General features: G+C 48.7%; 15 protein-coding genes. 9 read left to right on the top strand and 6 right to left on the bottom strand.

The genetic code is table 11. The annotated features are described in order from the left end of the window. Positions 1-22 precede the first annotated feature (22 nt). A complete protein-coding gene (locus ACYVR3_RS03105) occupies positions 23-1,447 on the top strand; it encodes a PTS transporter subunit EIIC (protein ID WP_461243077.1) in 1,425 nt (474 codons plus the stop codon). Positions 1,448-1,514: 67 nt separating this feature from the next. On the opposite strand, the gene ACYVR3_RS03100 is transcribed toward ACYVR3_RS03105, so the two are convergent. Then, a complete protein-coding gene (locus ACYVR3_RS03100) occupies positions 1,515-2,480 on the bottom strand; it encodes an aldo/keto reductase (protein ID WP_461243076.1) in 966 nt (321 codons plus the stop codon). A gap of 205 nt (positions 2,481-2,685) precedes the next feature. On the opposite strand from ACYVR3_RS03100, the gene ACYVR3_RS03095 reads away from it, so the two are divergent. Continuing rightward, on the top strand, positions 2,686-2,985 hold the full coding sequence (locus ACYVR3_RS03095; protein WP_461243075.1) for a cupin domain-containing protein: 300 nt from the start codon (positions 2,686-2,688) through the stop codon (positions 2,983-2,985). A gap of 618 nt (positions 2,986-3,603) precedes the next feature. On the opposite strand, the gene ACYVR3_RS03090 is transcribed toward ACYVR3_RS03095, so the two are convergent. Then, positions 3,604-5,385, bottom strand: a complete 1,782-nt coding sequence (locus ACYVR3_RS03090) for a glycerophosphoryl diester phosphodiesterase membrane domain-containing protein (RefSeq protein WP_461243074.1) — start codon at positions 5,383-5,385, stop codon at positions 3,604-3,606. Between the two features lie 327 nt (positions 5,386-5,712). Here ACYVR3_RS03090 and ACYVR3_RS03085 point away from each other — a divergent pair, with 327 nt between their 5' ends. The 4 genes from ACYVR3_RS03085 to ACYVR3_RS03070 are packed head-to-tail and all read left to right on the top strand — an operon-like array spanning position 5,713 to position 8,694. After that, positions 5,713-6,303, top strand: a complete 591-nt coding sequence (locus tag ACYVR3_RS03085; protein WP_054735936.1) for a hypothetical protein — start codon at positions 5,713-5,715, stop codon at positions 6,301-6,303. A 6-nt stretch (positions 6,304-6,309) separates the two neighbouring features. After that, on the top strand, positions 6,310-7,107 hold the full coding sequence (locus tag ACYVR3_RS03080; RefSeq protein WP_461243073.1) for an energy-coupling factor transporter transmembrane component T: 798 nt from the start codon (positions 6,310-6,312) through the stop codon (positions 7,105-7,107). Continuing rightward, entirely contained in the window at positions 7,080-7,931 is an 852-nt protein-coding gene (locus ACYVR3_RS03075; protein WP_461243072.1) for an ABC transporter ATP-binding protein, read from the top strand. The genes ACYVR3_RS03080 and ACYVR3_RS03075 overlap by 28 nt, the downstream gene beginning before the upstream one ends. Beyond that, positions 7,903-8,694, top strand: coding sequence for an energy-coupling factor ABC transporter ATP-binding protein (locus ACYVR3_RS03070; protein ID WP_461243071.1), 792 nt, complete (start codon positions 7,903-7,905; stop codon positions 8,692-8,694). Before ACYVR3_RS03075 ends, ACYVR3_RS03070 begins: the two co-directional genes overlap by 29 nt. A gap of 81 nt (positions 8,695-8,775) precedes the next feature. Here ACYVR3_RS03070 and ACYVR3_RS03065 read toward each other — a convergent pair whose 3' ends face one another. Beyond that, entirely contained in the window at positions 8,776-9,162 is a 387-nt protein-coding gene (locus ACYVR3_RS03065; RefSeq protein WP_461243070.1) for a winged helix-turn-helix transcriptional regulator, read from the bottom strand. Between the two features lie 148 nt (positions 9,163-9,310). On the opposite strand from ACYVR3_RS03065, the gene ACYVR3_RS03060 reads away from it, so the two are divergent. Further along, positions 9,311-10,498, top strand: a complete 1,188-nt coding sequence (locus tag ACYVR3_RS03060) for an MFS transporter (RefSeq protein WP_461243069.1) — start codon at positions 9,311-9,313, stop codon at positions 10,496-10,498. A gap of 76 nt (positions 10,499-10,574) precedes the next feature. Here ACYVR3_RS03060 and ACYVR3_RS03055 read toward each other — a convergent pair whose 3' ends face one another. Both ACYVR3_RS03055 and ACYVR3_RS03050 read right to left on the bottom strand, forming a co-directional pair. Continuing rightward, positions 10,575-11,732 (bottom strand): MFS transporter, encoded by a 1,158-nt coding sequence (locus tag ACYVR3_RS03055; RefSeq protein WP_461243068.1) that lies wholly within the window; start codon positions 11,730-11,732, stop codon positions 10,575-10,577. A gap of 4 nt (positions 11,733-11,736) precedes the next feature. Then, positions 11,737-12,162: a MarR family winged helix-turn-helix transcriptional regulator gene (locus ACYVR3_RS03050; RefSeq protein WP_461243067.1), complete on the bottom strand. Its 426-nt coding sequence runs from the start codon at positions 12,160-12,162 to the stop codon at positions 11,737-11,739. Between the two features lie 506 nt (positions 12,163-12,668). On the opposite strand from ACYVR3_RS03050, the gene ACYVR3_RS03045 reads away from it, so the two are divergent. Next, a complete protein-coding gene (locus tag ACYVR3_RS03045; RefSeq protein ID WP_054735955.1) occupies positions 12,669-13,154 on the top strand; it encodes an AP2 domain-containing protein in 486 nt (161 codons plus the stop codon). Between the two features lie 1,511 nt (positions 13,155-14,665). Here the strand turns inward: ACYVR3_RS03045 and ACYVR3_RS03040 are convergent. Then, on the bottom strand, positions 14,666-15,211 hold the full coding sequence (locus ACYVR3_RS03040) for an NAD(P)H-dependent oxidoreductase (RefSeq protein WP_461243066.1): 546 nt from the start codon (positions 15,209-15,211) through the stop codon (positions 14,666-14,668). Between the two features lie 144 nt (positions 15,212-15,355). Here ACYVR3_RS03040 and ACYVR3_RS03035 point away from each other — a divergent pair, with 144 nt between their 5' ends. Then, on the top strand, positions 15,356-16,027 hold the full coding sequence (locus tag ACYVR3_RS03035) for a type 1 glutamine amidotransferase (RefSeq protein WP_461243109.1): 672 nt from the start codon (positions 15,356-15,358) through the stop codon (positions 16,025-16,027). Positions 16,028-16,069: the final 42 nt, after the last annotated feature.

Below are 16,069 nucleotides of genomic sequence, written 5' to 3'. Positions count from 1 at the left end.
GCTAGCGCCCTAGAAAGGACTCATGACAATGACGACTGCCAAACACATTCAACAGCGACTGTTAACCTTTGGTAATTTACTCTCTGCAATGGTGTTGCCAAACATTGCGGCGTTTATTGCCTGGGGGCTATTAGCGGCTATTTTTTTACCAAGCGGGTGGTATCCTAACGCGCAGATTAACCAAATCGTGGCCCCAATTGGGAACTATTTGTTGCCAATTTTGCTGGCGTTTACCGGGGGTTCCAACGTTGCGGGGCACCGGGGTGGCGTTGTTGCGACGATTGCGACATTTGGCATTTTGGCGGGCACCAACATGGTCGGCCTGATTGCGGCGATGATCATTGGACCGCTGGCCGGCTGGTGTGTGAACGTGGTTGATGACCGATTACGAGCACACGTGCCGCAAGGGTTTGAGATGCTGATCAATAACCTGTCTGCGGGCATCTTAGGCATTGTGTTAGCAATCATCGGGTACTTAGGCATCGGACCGTTACTAGAAGTTGTTGAACGGGCGTTGTTACACGGGGCAGTCTATCTGGTCGATCAGAATCTGTTGCCTTTGGCTAACGTGGTTGTGGAACCAGCGAAAGTCCTATTTATGAACAACGCCATTAATCACGGCCTGTTAACGCCATTGGGAACGCAGGATGCAGTTCATTTAGGCAAATCCGTTTTATTTCTAGTAGAAACGAATCCGGGACCCGGGCTGGGCATCCTGCTGGCCTATGCGGTTTTGGGGCGCGGGACCCAGAAAAAATCGGCGTTTGGTGCCATCATCATTGAAGCGCTTGGTGGGATTCACGAAATTTACTTTCCGTTCGTCTTGATGCGGCCGGCTTTGTTTTTAGCCGTTATCGGTGGTGGCGTTACGGGGACGTTTGTCTTTGACTTATTAGACGTTGGTTTAAAGGCAACACCGTCACCCGGATCGTTGATTTCGATCTTGCTGTTAACGCCGCATGATGGCGGTGATTTTCTTGGGGTACTTATTGGGATCGCAGCTGCAACCATGGTGTCCTTCGCGGTTGCGATACTAGTGTTGGCGCGCGAAAACGCGCATCACTTGATTAAAACAACCGACCTCGATGTTTCAGTCGATAACGCGATTCGTAACATTGTCGTTACCGGAACGGATGGCATGGGCTCACCAGCAATGGGAGCGGCCGTTTTACGGCGTAAGCTACGTCAATTACCTGACATTACGATCAGTGTGACGAGTAAACCCATCAACGAGTTGACCACGTCGGCTGAGACGATTTTTATCGTTCGGCATGATTTACGGCAGTTATTGTGTGATCAATTAGCGGAAAAGCCCCGAATTATTAGCATCGAAAACTATTTAAATGCGCCAGAGTATGATGGCCTGCTGGATGAATTGCGTGAGATTGCCAACCAGCGTGATATTTTCAGTGAGACCGGGCTTAAAGGATTGGGGCATGGTGCCTAAATCAAAAAACGCTAACTGAGTTCTCTGAATGAATCGGAGCGACTTGGTTAGCGTTTTTTAAAGTCGGTTAAAGTTGTGCGAGTTCGGTTACTAAATCGGGTGAGAGTTGCAACGCTTCAGCTGCCAAGATGTCATCGAAATAGCGGACCTTGCTGGCACCAAAGAGGGCGGTGGTGATACCTGGCTGTTTCAATAGCCAAGCGAATGCTAGCTGGGTCATCGGGATACCCGCTTCGTCCGCCAACGCTTTGAACCGTTGAACAGTTTCGGCTGTTTGGTCATTGAAGTAATCGTCAATCAACCGTTCACCGTGGGCGCGGCGACTATCTGCGGGGACGTTACCTGTCAGGTATTTGCCAGTCAATACGCCCCGCGCCAGTGGACTGTAAGCGAGAAAGCCGATGTTATGGGTGTTGGCGAAGTCTAACCCGGGTTGATCGGTCTGAGTCGTTAGCAGGTTATAACGGTTTTGGACCGATGTCATCGGGTGCAGGTGGCGCGCCTTGATAATATCTAGAGCGGCCCGGAGCTGTTCAGCCGTGTAGTTGGACACGCCGTAGTAGCGAATCTTGCCGACATCGACTAGTTCACTGAGGGTGGTCAGTGTTTCTTCCAGTGGCACCTGATCGTCAAAACGGTGGGCTTGGTAGAGGTCCAGGTAATTGGTGTGCAGGCGAGTGAGTGAGCCATCGACTTGGGTGCGGATGTGCGCTTTTGAAAGGCTAGGGTGATGCCGTTCAGGGTCGGTATTTTGGCCAACCTTCGTGGCTAAGATCATGTCGTTTCGGCGACCGGGGTGTTGTTGGAGCCAGTGACCGATGATGGTTTCGGAAGTGCCGTCACCAAAGGCGGTGGGCTGATCCTGACCGGGACCGTAGTAGTCGGCGGTATCAACGAGGTTGATGCCGTTGTCAAGCGCGTAATCTAAAATGTTGAAGCTATCAGCTTCGGAGATCCAGCGACCGAATGCCATGGTTCCCAGGCCGATACGAGAAATGTTGAGGTTACTAGTGCCAAGGTGTTGCGTTTGCATAAAAAGCGCCTACTTTCACGTTGAAATGAGTTGCAGGATGCGCATACTTGTTGGTGCGCAGTTACCTTTATTATACTGCAAACGGGTGCGGACCGAAAAAAGCCGGTTGAAATTAGCCCGCAAGCGACTATAATCAAAATTAATCACTGATGATATAGTTTTAGAATAACAAGTGATGATCTACATACAACAGGAGGATTTTGAGATGAGAGTACTTTCAGCAAATCCAGAAGTGAAACAGGGACCAGATCGGTTATTATCAGAACGCCATTTGAGTATTGTGCGGTTGGTGATTCCCAAGGGAACGGACATTAAGCGCCACCGGTCATTAATGACGGTAACGGTGGTCGGCATCAAGGGCGCCGTTGAATTCCATACGGATGACGACGTGACCACGATCGTACCAGGAAAAGCAGTTGTCATGGCACCCGGTGAGTTTCACTGGCTTGAAGCGCCGGATGAAGATGGCGAAGTGATGGTGGTGCATGGGGTGTTGGCCCAATAGAGCGTGGAACAAGGCGGTTAGAGAGCGGCGTATAAGGTGACTAAGGTGAAAGCCCCGGGCTTGGGCTTTCGCCTTAGTCGCCTTATACATAGCTCTCTGCCTTGTGGAACGCGTTTCGGCGCGGTGGCCTAAAACCACTAAAATAACCAAACTTAGGATAAAGCCAAAAAGCGGAACGAACAGTTCAATTGGCGCCGAAAACAATGTCGTAGGAAAGCACGTCGCCAGAACCGGTTGGTAGTCGAAATGCACAGCACCAATAGCGCTCGGTAACAACTAACCACCAAAACGCTACCGCAATTCACACAGCAGTCAAAAAGCAGCCTTCAAATTCTCGAGATTGAGAGTTGAAGGCTGTTTTTTAGATTGATAAGCGGTGCATTGTCACTGTTATTTAGCCTGTCCTGCGACAATTTTCGGCGCTAGGTGACTGGTATTTCTTGGGGTTAGTTTAAAGCGTAGGATTGGTTATTCGGGCGCATTTAGGCTACCGCGCCGAAACGTGCAAAAACAAGCAGGGCGTTATGTATAAGGGCGTCTCAAGTAAACCTACCAAACACCGGTAGCTTCACTTGAGACGCCCTTATACGCCACGCCCTAACCGCTTGTTTTTGCACTCTAATCCAACGGCAAATTAGTCGTCGGTGCATCAATAATATAATCCATCAACCGTGTCGCATAGTTCGGATGACTCACATTATCCGCGATGGTGCCCTGCAATTGCTTCAGGTGGTCGGTGACGATGCCGTCGACGCCCTCGAACAGCATTTTTTGAGTCGTTGTATCGTCGTTGACCGTCCAAGCGTAGACCTTTTGATGCTGACTTTGCGCCTCATCCACGAAGCTGTCCGTTAACGTCGTGGCTTCCATGGTATAGGCGTTGGCGTCCGTTTTCGGAAACGAGAAGTTATACGGTAAGATGAAGCTGACAAACTGTTTCGGGTCCTGTTTTTTCAACCCGGTCACAACGTTATAGTCCAATGAATGGACCTGATCGTGGTGTTGACGCAACGTCGTGCCATAGTGGGTAATGAAGCGGGATAACATGTCGGACGAGTCGTGCTTCGTCGTTTTAATTTCAACTAGGAGTCGCTGATGGAGCTGGTTGGCGGCGGCTAAATACGCATCGAAGGACGCTACCTTAGCCCGGTAGCCATTTTCATGCGCCGTCAGCCGGGTTAGCTGTTTCAGCGTTAATTGGTATGGCGCCTTATTAACGCCGGTTAGGGCCTTTAAATTTTCATCGTGCATCACCACAAACTGGTGATCCTTTGTTTCGTGCAGGTCCATTTCAACGAGGTCGGGATGTTCACGACTCGTTTTTCGGAGGGCCGGAATGGTATTTTGCACGCCATTGCCACTATCAACACCCCGGTGGGAAATCGTCAGGGGCTTGGTGACGGTGAGGCCGTTCAGGTAGATGACGTTGAAGCCCACAACGCTTAACGCAATCACGAGGAGGGCGCCGACCGTCAGAAACTTCGGAAAACGCCGGTGGTGCATCAGACTAAACACAGCCCGATCTGGAATGACAACGTCTAACAAGAGGATTCGCATCAAACCGTAGATCGACATCAAAACGATGAACTGCGAAATGAGTTGAATCAAAATTAGGTTAACGATTGCTGCAGTGAGCGCCAGTGGCTGATTAATCGCATCAATAACCGTTTGGGCAATGATCACGATGAGGTAACCTGCCCCAGCGGTGACGGAAACGCCAATCGACAAAGCCAAAATTTGGAAGAAGTGGTGCCGTGTGTGCCACCGGGTTTGTTGCCAACTCGCGGCAACGGCTTGACGAAGGGGTTGGCGTTGAATCACTAACTTTGGTAGTACGAACAACAGGCGTAGTCCGAGGTAAAGGGTCACGAGGTAGAAGAGGGTGAGCCCCAGTGCCATCCAGGTATTGGCTTGCAGATAGCTGACGATAAAGTCAGGAATTTGGACTTTAGCTAACAACGGCGTTTTGAGTCCCAGTCCTGCGAATGGCAGAATCAGGACAAAGTACCCCAGAAAGAAGCAGAAGGAGAACAGTGATAATTCTGGTCGCTGGGAGAACGTTTGCTGGATCAGTTCAAGCACCTGTAGCCGGTGTTGGGACTGAATTTGGTAAATACCGCGCATCAAGATGGAAAATTGCCAGTAAATGAGGGCAAGGGTCAGCAACAGTAGAAGCAGTAACGCGATGAGCACGAACGGGTGGGCGAACAGGGTCGTCACATTGGTGTAGGAAATGTAGTCGATGTGTCCCAGTGCCAGGGCCTGAGCCGTGAACCAAGTCAATAATGGGATTACAATCCAAGCAATTGTGAGATTCGTGCCTAAAATCAGGCTGGTATACGCCACCCAGTCTCGGCGGTAGTCCCGAAAAAGGGTGCCTAAAAAGCGAAATGTAGTCAAAGTGGTGCCTCACTTAATTAAATTCTGATCTTAAGGTCAGTTTTGAATGTCGTTAATAGGTTAATCATATCATGGATGGTGTGGGTTGCGACCTTGAATTGGGTATCACGTGGGATTGATGAATTATCAAAGGGTGTAAAGACATAACACAATCCTTTTTTATAACTAGAATCTAAAATATTAAGTGACATGTCTTGACTTTTGAAATAATAAAAGTAAAATACACTTTAATGACTCGACAGGTTACTAATGACAGTGGATGACTCGGCGCCAGTGATCCGAAGTAGTGCTTGCAAGTCAACTTAAGCGGGAATGGGGAATTGAATCATGCAAGAGAGTACCAAGACGAGTTTATGGAAATTCAAATTATCGACGGCGGTGATGGTGTTGATTCCAGCAGCGGTTGGTATCAATTATGTGGCCAAGGCATTAGCCGAAGGACTGAAATTACCACTCTGGTTAGGATCGTTGGGGACCTTCCTAGCTAGTATGTTGGCCGGTCCAATTGCGGGCGCGATTAGTGGCTTTATCAACAATATTATTTACGGTCTCACGCTATCACCAATTTCAACGGTTTATGCGATTACCAGTTTAGCAATTGGGATTGCAGTCGGTGTTTTATTCCATCGGGGTTGGTTTAGCACCGCGAAGAAGGTTTTTGTTTCAGCACTTATTATTGCGTTAGTTTCAGCGGTGATTTCAACGCCGCTCAACATCATCTTTTGGGGTGGCCAAACCGGTGTGGCCTGGGGCGATGCGTTATTTGCCAGTATGGTGGCGAACCACTTGCCCGTTTGGTTGGCGTCATTCACGGATGAGTTCGTGTTAGATATTCTCGATAAAGTTGCGGTGGCTTACTTAGCCTTCTTGATTTACCGGCAATTACCGCAGCGATTGGTGCAATTTTTTAAGGACTGAGGATAAATGGATAATTTAAGTCTGAATTTTGCGAAATCCACGGCCCAACAGCGGTGGTACCACGTGATCGATCCCGTTACCAAGCTTTTATTGGTAGCGGTTTTCACGTTGGCGAGCTTTTTAACAGCAGCGTTGCCGGAATTGGCTGGACTGTTGGTAGTCGCTTTGATCCTACTATTGACCGCTCGAGTTGGCCGACAAGCATTATCGTTGATTGGGTTCAGTAGTTTTTTGATCGTCACGATGTTTGTGATTCAGGGGTTATTTTATAGTCGTAATCAAACAGTTTTATTTAATCTCGGTGGACTTTCAATTTACCGCGAAGGGGTGCTGTACGCCACAACGTTAGGGTGTCGGGTGCTCGTCGTGATTCTGATCACCAGCTTCTTTATCTTTACAACGACGATTTCCGAGAACACGCACTACCTAGAACAGGTAGGGGTCCCACACCGAATCGTTTACGTGGTCATGTCGGTGTGCTACGTCTTGCCACAAATCATGGGTAATATGCGCCAGATTCAAACGGCGCAGCGGGTCCGAGGCATCAACCCGCAAAAAACAGTGATCCAACGGGTACGTGCAATCGTCCCCGTACTGGTGCCATTGATCATTAAAACGTTGACGCAATCGATGGAACGGGCAATCGTTTTACAACTTCGTGGGTTTGATCAACCTCACCGGCAACGGGCAACAGCGGTGCGTCATTACTGGCATCCGGCCGTGAGCCATATTGGTTTAAGTCTTGTCATGATCGGAATTGTGGGGTGGAAAATCGGATGGTTAATTCTCAACAACTGGCATTAACGAACGTAGTCGTGCAGTATCCGGGAACATCGGCGCCACAGTTGACGATTCCCAGTGCAACAGCTCAAGTGGGACAACTAATTGGCGTTATCGGTGCCAGTCGGTCTGGTAAAACGACCTTGTGCCGAGTTTTGGCGGGGATTATTCCCAATATCGTGCATGGTAAACTTACGGGAACTGTTCAACTTGGTAGCTATCAGCCGGTAACGGACTGGGCCGCATACCGGCAACACCTAGGCGTTGTCTTTCAAGATCCAGCGGGTCAACTGAGCGGGCTATCTGAGACGGTTGCGGATGAACTGGCATTTGATTTAGTCAATCAGGGGCAATCAGAAGCAATGATTGTCACCCGGGTTCACGAAATCGCGCAACAACTGGGGTTAACGTCACAACTTTCACAGGCCCCAACCGAACTTTCTGGCGGTCAACTGCAGCGACTGGCAATTGGCTGTGCCCTGATCACCCACCCACAAGTATTAGTCATGGATGACCCAACCAGCCAGATGGATCCGCAAGGACGGGCGGTGTTTTTTAAGTGGTTACGTCAATTGACGGACACCACGGTTCTCATTGTCTCCGATGAAATTGACGATCTCTGTGAAATTGCGGATCAATTGTGGGGGCTTGCTGATGGCGAGCTAGTGATCAGTGGAACGCCACGACAAGTCATAAATCAACTCGTTCCTGAGTGGCACCTACCAGTTCCCGTAACCACCCAGTTAGCCCAGACCATGAACTGGCGGTTGGCTGATCAATCTTGGCCGGTGACCCTGACTGAATTGAAGGAGGCACGCTATGATCACGTTGCAGCAACTCAAGTTTAAGTATCCGAATACAGCGTTTGGCCTCACCATCGATCAGCTCACACTGGATGCGGGACTAACGGCGATCGTTGGTCAAAATGGGGCAGGCAAGACGACCTTGATCAAATTATTAACGGGCCTCTTAACGCCTCAAACGGGGCAAATTCAACTAGCGGGGCACTCACTAACTGAGCTGACACCAGCGCAGCGATTACGCCAAATCGGCATCACGTTTCAGGATCCGGATGATCAGTTATTTAACAGCACGGTGGAAAGCGAAGTGGCGTGGGGGCTTAAACAATTAGGAACTGACGCTGAGACCATCACAGCGACCGTTGACCGAGTCTTGCTGGAAGTGGGGTTACAGGATCGGCGGGAACAAAACCCGTATGATTTGTCCTTGTCAGAACGTAAATTACTCGTTATTGCCACCGTTTTAGCGATTGACCCGGCGATTTATCTGTTTGACGAACCGATGGTGGCGCTGGATTGGCAAAGTCGCCAACGGGTCATGGCGATTTTTCATCGGTTAGCCGAAGCTGGTTGGCAGGTGATCGTGATTACCCACGATATGGATCTAGTTGCGGCTGGCTTCGACTCAGTGACCGTCTTGCGAGCGGGTGAAGCGGTTTTCACCGGAACGCCAACGGCACTATTCCAAGATGCAGCGTTGGTGCAACGCGCGCAATTGATGTTGCCGCGGTTGATGCAGATAACAGCGGCGTTGGGTGATAGCGGGGTCTATTTAGATGTTGCCGATTATGCGCGCCAACATGAGGCCTAACGTTAATGTTGAAGAAAAAGGGACCATTCATTACTCAACGCTAATTAGTTTGAGTAACGAATGGTCCTTTTTATGATGACGTTAACTGGCCTGAGTTCCTGGCTCAAGGGTCACGTCGTCTCGGTGAATTAACGTGATCTCTTCACCTTCCGCGCGGCGAGCGTCAATGTTGCATTCACCCCACTTGCAGAGTTGGTTCAGAATTTTGTTGAGACTTTCACCGCGCTCGGTCAAGGCATATTCAACCTTGGGGGGCACTTGTTCGTACACGTGGCGACTGACGATGCCGTCAGCTTCTAATTCACGAAGTTGCTGTGTCAGCATCTTCTGGGTGATTTGGGGAATGGCCCGTCTCAATTCACTGGTTCGCATGGTTGCGTGACGTAGATGACAGAGAATGATGGCTTTCCACTTACCACCGATAATTTCCATCGTGGCTTCAACGCCAATGTTGTAGGTTTTACTCATGATGACCTCCATAGGCACTAAAAGGTGCGTATCGCACTTTATAGTGCGTAATTGTTTCGTTCGCTGGTATCAGTATAATGGTTTCTTGTGCTAGAAACAACGTTAACTGAACAATCTGCAGAATTGAAATCATGGGAGGTAACAAAATATGTTAAATGAACAACGCCAAAGTGCAACGGCAACCTGGACGCTCCTTGCGCTCGCACTGAGTGCCTTTGCGATTGGCTCAACGGAATTTATTAGTGTTGGGGTGATGCCCTTAATTATCAAGACCTTTGGGATTAGTTTGAGTACCGCGGGTCTAACGGTCTCAATCTACGCGGCCGGCGTGACGGTGGGGGCACCGGTTTTAACCAGTCTGACTGGCCGGTTTGAACGTAAGACACTCCTGTTAGCGGTGATGGTCACCTTTATCATAGGTAACTTGATCACGGCAATGGCACCGAGCTTTACGTTACTATTAATTGGACGGGTGATTGCAGCGTTAGCGCACGGCCTGTTTATGTCAGTAGCCACGGTGATTGCTGCAAGCGTGGTCCCAGCTAACCGGCGGGCTTCAGCAATCGCAACCATGTTTACGGGGTTGACGGTGGCCACGGTGACCGGGGTACCGCTGGGCACGTTTATTGGCCAACACGCGAGTTGGCGGATGTCCTTTACAGTGATTGCCGCAATCGGCTTCGTGGCGTTAATTGCCAGTCAAATCTTAGTGCCAGCTAAGTTACCAAAGCCAGCAATGGGTCAACGTGGTGGCTTCTGGCGCATTTTAAAGCAAAAGGAATTGCTGTTGGGATTGATCGTAACGGCAATCGGTTACGGGGCGAGTTTCCCAGTTTACACTTATTTAACGACCATTTTAGCGGATGACGGTTGGTCAACTACAGCAGTCGTCCTGCTGTTAATCGTCTACGGGGTAATGGTTGCGATTGGCAACGTCTCCGGTGGCCGGTTTGCGAACGTGAAGCCGTTACGCGCACTAGCTTGGATGTTTACGGCTTTGGCGGTTGTGATGGCGTTCTTGCTGGTAGGGATGGGTGCTAAATACTTCGGTCTGCTCTTCATCCTTGCTATGGGCCTCTTGGCTTTCATGAACGTGCCAGGGCTGCAACTTTACACGATGCAAATTGCTGAAACCAAGTTACCGGCGGACGTTCAGTTGGCGTCGTCACTGAACATTTCAGCGTTTAACGTCGGCGTTATGCTAGGGTCATTTACCGGTGGTCAAATTGTGAGCCAGTTCGGCTTAGCAATGACGCCGGTTGGTGGTCTGGTGTTGAGCTTGCTGGCCCTTGGTTTGATTGGGGTGGCGGTTCGGATGGCAAAAACAACGGCTTAATTAGGCGATCACACACTTATTGAATAAAAAATGCTTGTTCAGCGACATTAGCGTTGCTGGACAAGCATTTTTTCAATTAAGCTAATAACTTGCGATTAGCTAAGTAGACGACAACCGTTATTGGCAACGACAACGCCATGACAGGGTAGAGCCACGCCCATGGTAAGAAAGCGGTAATCAGGCCCGCTATGATTGGGCCACCGGACATGCCAAGGTCAACGCCAATGTAGAAGGTGCTGTTGGCCAAGCCATGATCGGATTCTGGGACCAGCGTCAACGCTTTGGCTTGGCAAATGGAAAACATCAGGCCGTATCCGGCAGCGAAGCCGAATGCACCCAAAATCAGCATTAACCAGTTACTTAAATCAGTTAAGCCAATGATGCCGAGTAGATTAAATCCTAAGCATAGCCAAAAGAATTTTTTAAACGGTACGTGATCAAACGCATCTCGCAGAACGATTCGCATGATCAATAAAATAACAGCGTAAGTTGGAAAGAAAGCGCCGGCTGACACCGAAAAATGCCGATGGGCAATGTAACTCACGATATAAGTTTCGGTGGCAAAATAGGGTAAGGAAATCAGCAGCAAAATAACGGCCAAGGGCACCACTTTGGGTTGCACTAAGCGAACTCTTTTGGCGCTGGCGGTCGTTGCTGACGGGGTTGGTTTTGGAATACCATGATTGCCGACAAACTGAATGACGATCAGTAGCAAAATACTAAACGCAGCTGCCACCAAAAAGACGCTTCGGTAACTGTAGTGTTGGTATAAATAAACACTGACGGCTGGGCCAACTGCCATTCCCAAGGCACTGGCTAGTCCGTAGATGCCCATCCCAGAACCGATTCGATCAGCAGGGAGTAAGGCTGCCATCCAGGTAGCCATGCAGACGGAACACAGGGTGTAGCCGATACCGTTGATAATTCGAAGGAGCAAGACCAACAGCACGTTAGTCGTGAATGCGTAACCTAAGCTGGCCACTAAAATAAAGCCGCCACCAATAAAGGTAATGGTGTATTTTGAAACGTGATCGGTTAAATTGCCAGCCAGTGGTCGCAGCACCAGAGCAGTTAAATTCATTGCCCCGGCGATAACGCCTGCCAAGATGCTGCTGGCACCGATATTGGTTGAAAAGCCGGCAATCACCGGATTAATAAGCATTGGACTCATTAAATAGAAGAAACTGGCCACTAAAACTAAAGTGACATCTTTCGTATATAAACGTTGTTGCAAGCTGTCATTTCCTTTCCAAGTTGGCATTGGCACGGCGCGCTAATGCTAAAAATTGTTGTTGCTCTTCTGGTGTAAAGCCGGCAAATAGTTCGGCGCTCGTTTGCCACCCGTGTTGATCTAACTGATTGTATTTACGCTTGCCAAGTGGGGTCACGCCAACTAGTTTTGACCGACCATCATTAGGGTTAGGGGTTAAAGTCAGCACACCCAAACGCACCATATGTTGGACAATCACCCGCGCAGTTTGATGGGTAATATCTTGATAGGCCTTAAACGCGGCAATGGTCTGATGCGGGTGCTCATAAAAATACCGCAATGCATCGCCTTGGCTGGTCGTTAAGTTCAAATCTTGAATGTGTAAATTACGGCGTTGCTTAATTCGGCGTGCTAACTGAATTAACTGACGCGTAATCATGTCATCTTGGTTCATTTTTTTCACCTCGCTAATCAACTATACAGCACACTGTATAGTTCCGTAAGGCTTAATTGAAATAAATAAAATGACTAGGCCATTAGTGGTGCGTAGTTAATCAGGTAGCATAAAAATGTGTCAGAAAAATGACGGGATTATGACTATCTGCAACAAAAGTTACAGCAATGTAACAATGTTCATGAAATCTTCAAAATTTCGCCGTTTTTTAGACGTTTTATGTTATGATTAGGTACAACACTAGTAGTATGACTGTTCGAATTTGGACAGTGGAACATCAGTGACTAGGTATAGAACTGGTAATTTCACATTCCTTTGGGGAAGTCGACGTCATAGCTTGCTGGTGTTGAGAGGGTGATCGATCGGGGGATAGTGATCACTGAAACCGCAACGAACGGGGATCGCTTTGTGCAATTAAGTCGTTGCTAAGTCAGTGTTACGATTACCCGCTTGATTGTTCTCGCCAGAATACACCAATTTTTTGGAGGAATATTGGGGGGAATGTTATGGCTAGTAAGAAAGATATTACAAACCAGCGTTTTGGTCGGTTAGTTGCACTGTCCGTGAGTGGTCGAGATGAGCGAAACGGCGATCTCATGTGGCGGTGCCAGTGTGATTGTGGCAACATCGTTAACGTCGATGGTGCCCGATTGCGTTCAGGTGCAACTCGGAGTTGTGGGTGCTTACGACGGGAAACCAGTCGCCGGAGCTCACGGCAAAATGATCAATTCATCGCGCAAATCGGTGATGCAAGTTCGCTGAAGACCGTTGACGGTATTTCACTAGCGTCCATTCGGATGTCACACCGCAACAAGTCCGGCATGATTGGGGTGTCTTATGATAAGGCAACCAATAAGTGGCTTGCACGGTTGATGGTAAATGGCCGCTACGTGTTACTGAAGAGTTTTGACACCCGTAACGAGGCTTGCGAAGCTCGTCAGATGGCAGAACAGATGTATCACGTGAAGCGCCAAGAAGCTGTCGAAGGTTAAGGGACAACCGTTTGCCCCAAGGGATAAGTAGAATCTCAATGCTGCTAGGGAAGCAGGGTTGGGGTTCTTTTTTTATGGCTTGTGATCAGTTGCATCACATTAGTCCGTAGATTGTGACTGCTGTGAGGGTGCTCACTGAACTCTAATTCGCAAAGAGAATCGATGCAATCCCCGAAATGATAGCGTTTTCGGAGTGTGACAAGTGAGATAATAACGCCTTCAACTGCAACTATTATAAAAAATTCGACTTTCGCCTGATTTTTCTAAATGATTATGATACTATATAGGGCGGAGCATAATTATGACAATTGTTCTAACATGTAACGATTATGAGCGATTCAATTGTGCTCAACGCATACATGGTAGGCCTTGGAGGAATCATTAATGTTGAAGAGCGGTGCGCAATTGTGATGGGGAAAGTCACGATTGATGCAACTAAGTTAGCAACACGAGTCAGTTTGGGGAAATTGGCTTTAGCTAAACGTCAGTTGGCTTGAAACGACCGGTCACCATCCGTGGCGGTTTTTGTGGTTCACTAGCTGACCTGGAGGAGCCGAAGTAGGTCTCAAGCCGATCAATGAATGTTTTTAAAACAGATCAACGGTCGCCTTAAATGGGCAGGGTAAGATGAACGCGGTTTATCTTACTGAAAGTAAAAGGGCGTCAATCAGTTGTGCGACTGGTTGACGTCCTTTTTGTTTACGTTTGTGTTCAGCGTAAGCATCGTTGTTGTCAGTTTGTGAAATGCGATGATTTGCTTGAACTGTCGATTCCGGTAAGCAGCTAGGTTCCTGCTGTGGGGCCGGCCTGAGCCGAAGGGCGGTCTCAGTCCTCGAATTCAAGCCTCGCCAAAACCCGTGCGAGTCTTGAATTCGTCCCCGATAATTGGCGGTTGTTGGAAGATCATCAACAACCACCAATTATCGCGACACAGCATCCACCTAGCTGCTTACCGAAATCTTACATCGGCGCAATTCGCCACTGTTGTAGAGCATCTCAAGTGCTTAACTGAACGACTTACGACAGTATTACAATGACTGACGTTGAGTCGACAAACGCTAAAGTTGATCAACAGTCGATGTTTCGTCATCGTGACGGACAAGATGTCGATCTATTCTGAACGTTGACTTAATGCACTTGAACGGACTGTGACGTAATGCTGTAACGTTATCGTTTAATGTTTACTGAGATGTTCTCGATTGTCATCGTACGACGGTTTAGCCCTTCATGATAAATTTTCGGGAGTGCGGTAATCGATGCCGAAAGCTCGCAAACAAGAGGTCGGTCAGAAAATTGGGCTCAGCCGTGAAATTTCACTTAGCTGGTGAACTTCCAGCTTAGTGAAAGGCCGAATTCTGAGACGTGTTTTCCGGCTCAGAATCGTGCCCACGGCGTTCCAGCCCAAATTTTCTGACCGACCGGTTGTGCCCACAATATCACCCATGATTAACACACCAACGAAGCTAAATTTCACAAACATCGCACTCTATCGCTGGACACAAACGTAAGGGTTATAGCGATGATAACTGCATCGTCAACGTTTCTTTAGCTGCCACGACTTGTTTCGGATCATACACATCATAAAATACGCAGTTTTGAAACCGTGGCTGTTGTTCAATGCCGACATAACGGAAAGTGACTGTTAATGGCTGGAGTAAATCGTCAACTGTCAGTCCTTGCGTCAGCGGATTCCCGGGACGGTAAGTATCTTCAACCGCCGCCAACGTGGTCACGTAGCCGAAGGATTTACCGGTCATCAGTGGTACCGGACGGCCCTGTGCATCAGCATCGTAGAACCGGTGTTTTTCGAAAACGTCATCGAGGTAGCGTTTGAGCCCCCACGGCACGGCATACCAGTAGAGTGGAAAGTACAGTAAAACCATGTCCGCCCACTGAAACTTATGGTATTCCTCGATTAAATCGTAATCGAGCACGTTCGATTGTTTAACTTGGTGCTGCGGACTCAGCGTTGTGGCACTGAGATCAACCAGCGCCTGCGTTAATTTACCACGGGCGTCTGGATGGGGTGTATAACCGTTAATCAGTAGAATTTTCACTAAAATCAGTCCTTTAGATAGGTTACTTCCATCATACTCGAAGACCGGTTTTGAGCTCAACTCATTCGACGCCTAACTTTGACTTTTAGGGATCGTCAGGCCTAAAATAAGGCATCATAATTGAAACGAAAGCGGGGCAAGACGATGAGAATCAACGTGCTACAACATACGCCAAATGAAGGACCGGGGGCCATCAAAGCTTGGTCACAAGCGCATGGTCATCAGATGTATGTGTACCATCCATACCAGTTTAACGGAGTACTCCCTAGTGCGGCTGAAACTGACTTACTGATCATCTTGGGTGGGCCGATGAGCCCTAACGATGACTTACCGTGGATCAAACAGGAACGGCAGTTGATTCGGCAGTTGCTAGATCGTAACGTCCCGATGTTTGGGGCTTGTTATGGCGCTCAGCAAATTGCGAAAGTTTTAGGCGCACCAGTGACTGCAGCGCCCGCAAAGGAAGTGGGCTGGGCACCAGTTTACCTGCAAAGTCACGTGATTCCACAGCTCCCAGAGCAGTTAACGGCGCTACACTGGCACCAAGAGATGTTTGGCATTCCGGATGGTGCAGAACTATTATTTAGTAGCGATTTAGTCCGTAATCAGGGCTTTGTGTTCGGCCATGAAGCAATCGGGCTGCAGTTCCACTTTGAACCTGAAGCGGATGACGTGCGAGAAATTGTGGTCAATGACGGCCAGTATGCGGCGGATTCCGCGTTGCACCAGACGCCCGTTGATATTTTAGCTGCACCAGTGCCGGCAGAAAATCGGCAGGTGATGTTTCAACTGTTAGATTATTTGACGGCGGAATAAGACTAAAAACGGGACACCTACTGATGTTAAGTCAGTTAGGTG

The organism is Secundilactobacillus muriivasis, assembly GCF_054785195.1.
Note: the sequence above shows the minus strand (reverse complement) of the source record. Positions and strands in the feature narration are given on the sequence as shown.

Excerpts from the sequence above, each read along its gene's own strand:
- ACYVR3_RS03105 (WP_461243077.1), top strand. The coding sequence starts at position 23 with ATGACAATGACGACTGCCAAACACATTCAACAGCGACTGTTAACCTTT.
- ACYVR3_RS03100 (WP_461243076.1), bottom strand. The coding sequence starts at position 2,480 with ATGCAAACGCAACACCTTGGCACTAGTAACCTCAACATTTCTCGTATC.
- ACYVR3_RS03095 (WP_461243075.1), top strand. The coding sequence starts at position 2,686 with ATGAGAGTACTTTCAGCAAATCCAGAAGTGAAACAGGGACCAGATCGG.
- ACYVR3_RS03085 (WP_054735936.1), top strand. The coding sequence starts at position 5,713 with ATGCAAGAGAGTACCAAGACGAGTTTATGGAAATTCAAATTATCGACG.
- ACYVR3_RS03080 (WP_461243073.1), top strand. The coding sequence starts at position 6,310 with ATGGATAATTTAAGTCTGAATTTTGCGAAATCCACGGCCCAACAGCGG.
- ACYVR3_RS03075 (WP_461243072.1), top strand. The coding sequence starts at position 7,080 with ATGGTTAATTCTCAACAACTGGCATTAACGAACGTAGTCGTGCAGTAT.
- ACYVR3_RS03070 (WP_461243071.1), top strand. The coding sequence starts at position 7,903 with ATGATCACGTTGCAGCAACTCAAGTTTAAGTATCCGAATACAGCGTTT.
- ACYVR3_RS03065 (WP_461243070.1), bottom strand. The coding sequence starts at position 9,162 with ATGAGTAAAACCTACAACATTGGCGTTGAAGCCACGATGGAAATTATC.
- ACYVR3_RS03060 (WP_461243069.1), top strand. The coding sequence starts at position 9,311 with ATGTTAAATGAACAACGCCAAAGTGCAACGGCAACCTGGACGCTCCTT.
- ACYVR3_RS03050 (WP_461243067.1), bottom strand. The coding sequence starts at position 12,162 with ATGAACCAAGATGACATGATTACGCGTCAGTTAATTCAGTTAGCACGC.
- ACYVR3_RS03045 (WP_054735955.1), top strand. The coding sequence starts at position 12,669 with ATGGCTAGTAAGAAAGATATTACAAACCAGCGTTTTGGTCGGTTAGTT.
- ACYVR3_RS03035 (WP_461243109.1), top strand. The coding sequence starts at position 15,356 with ATGAGAATCAACGTGCTACAACATACGCCAAATGAAGGACCGGGGGCC.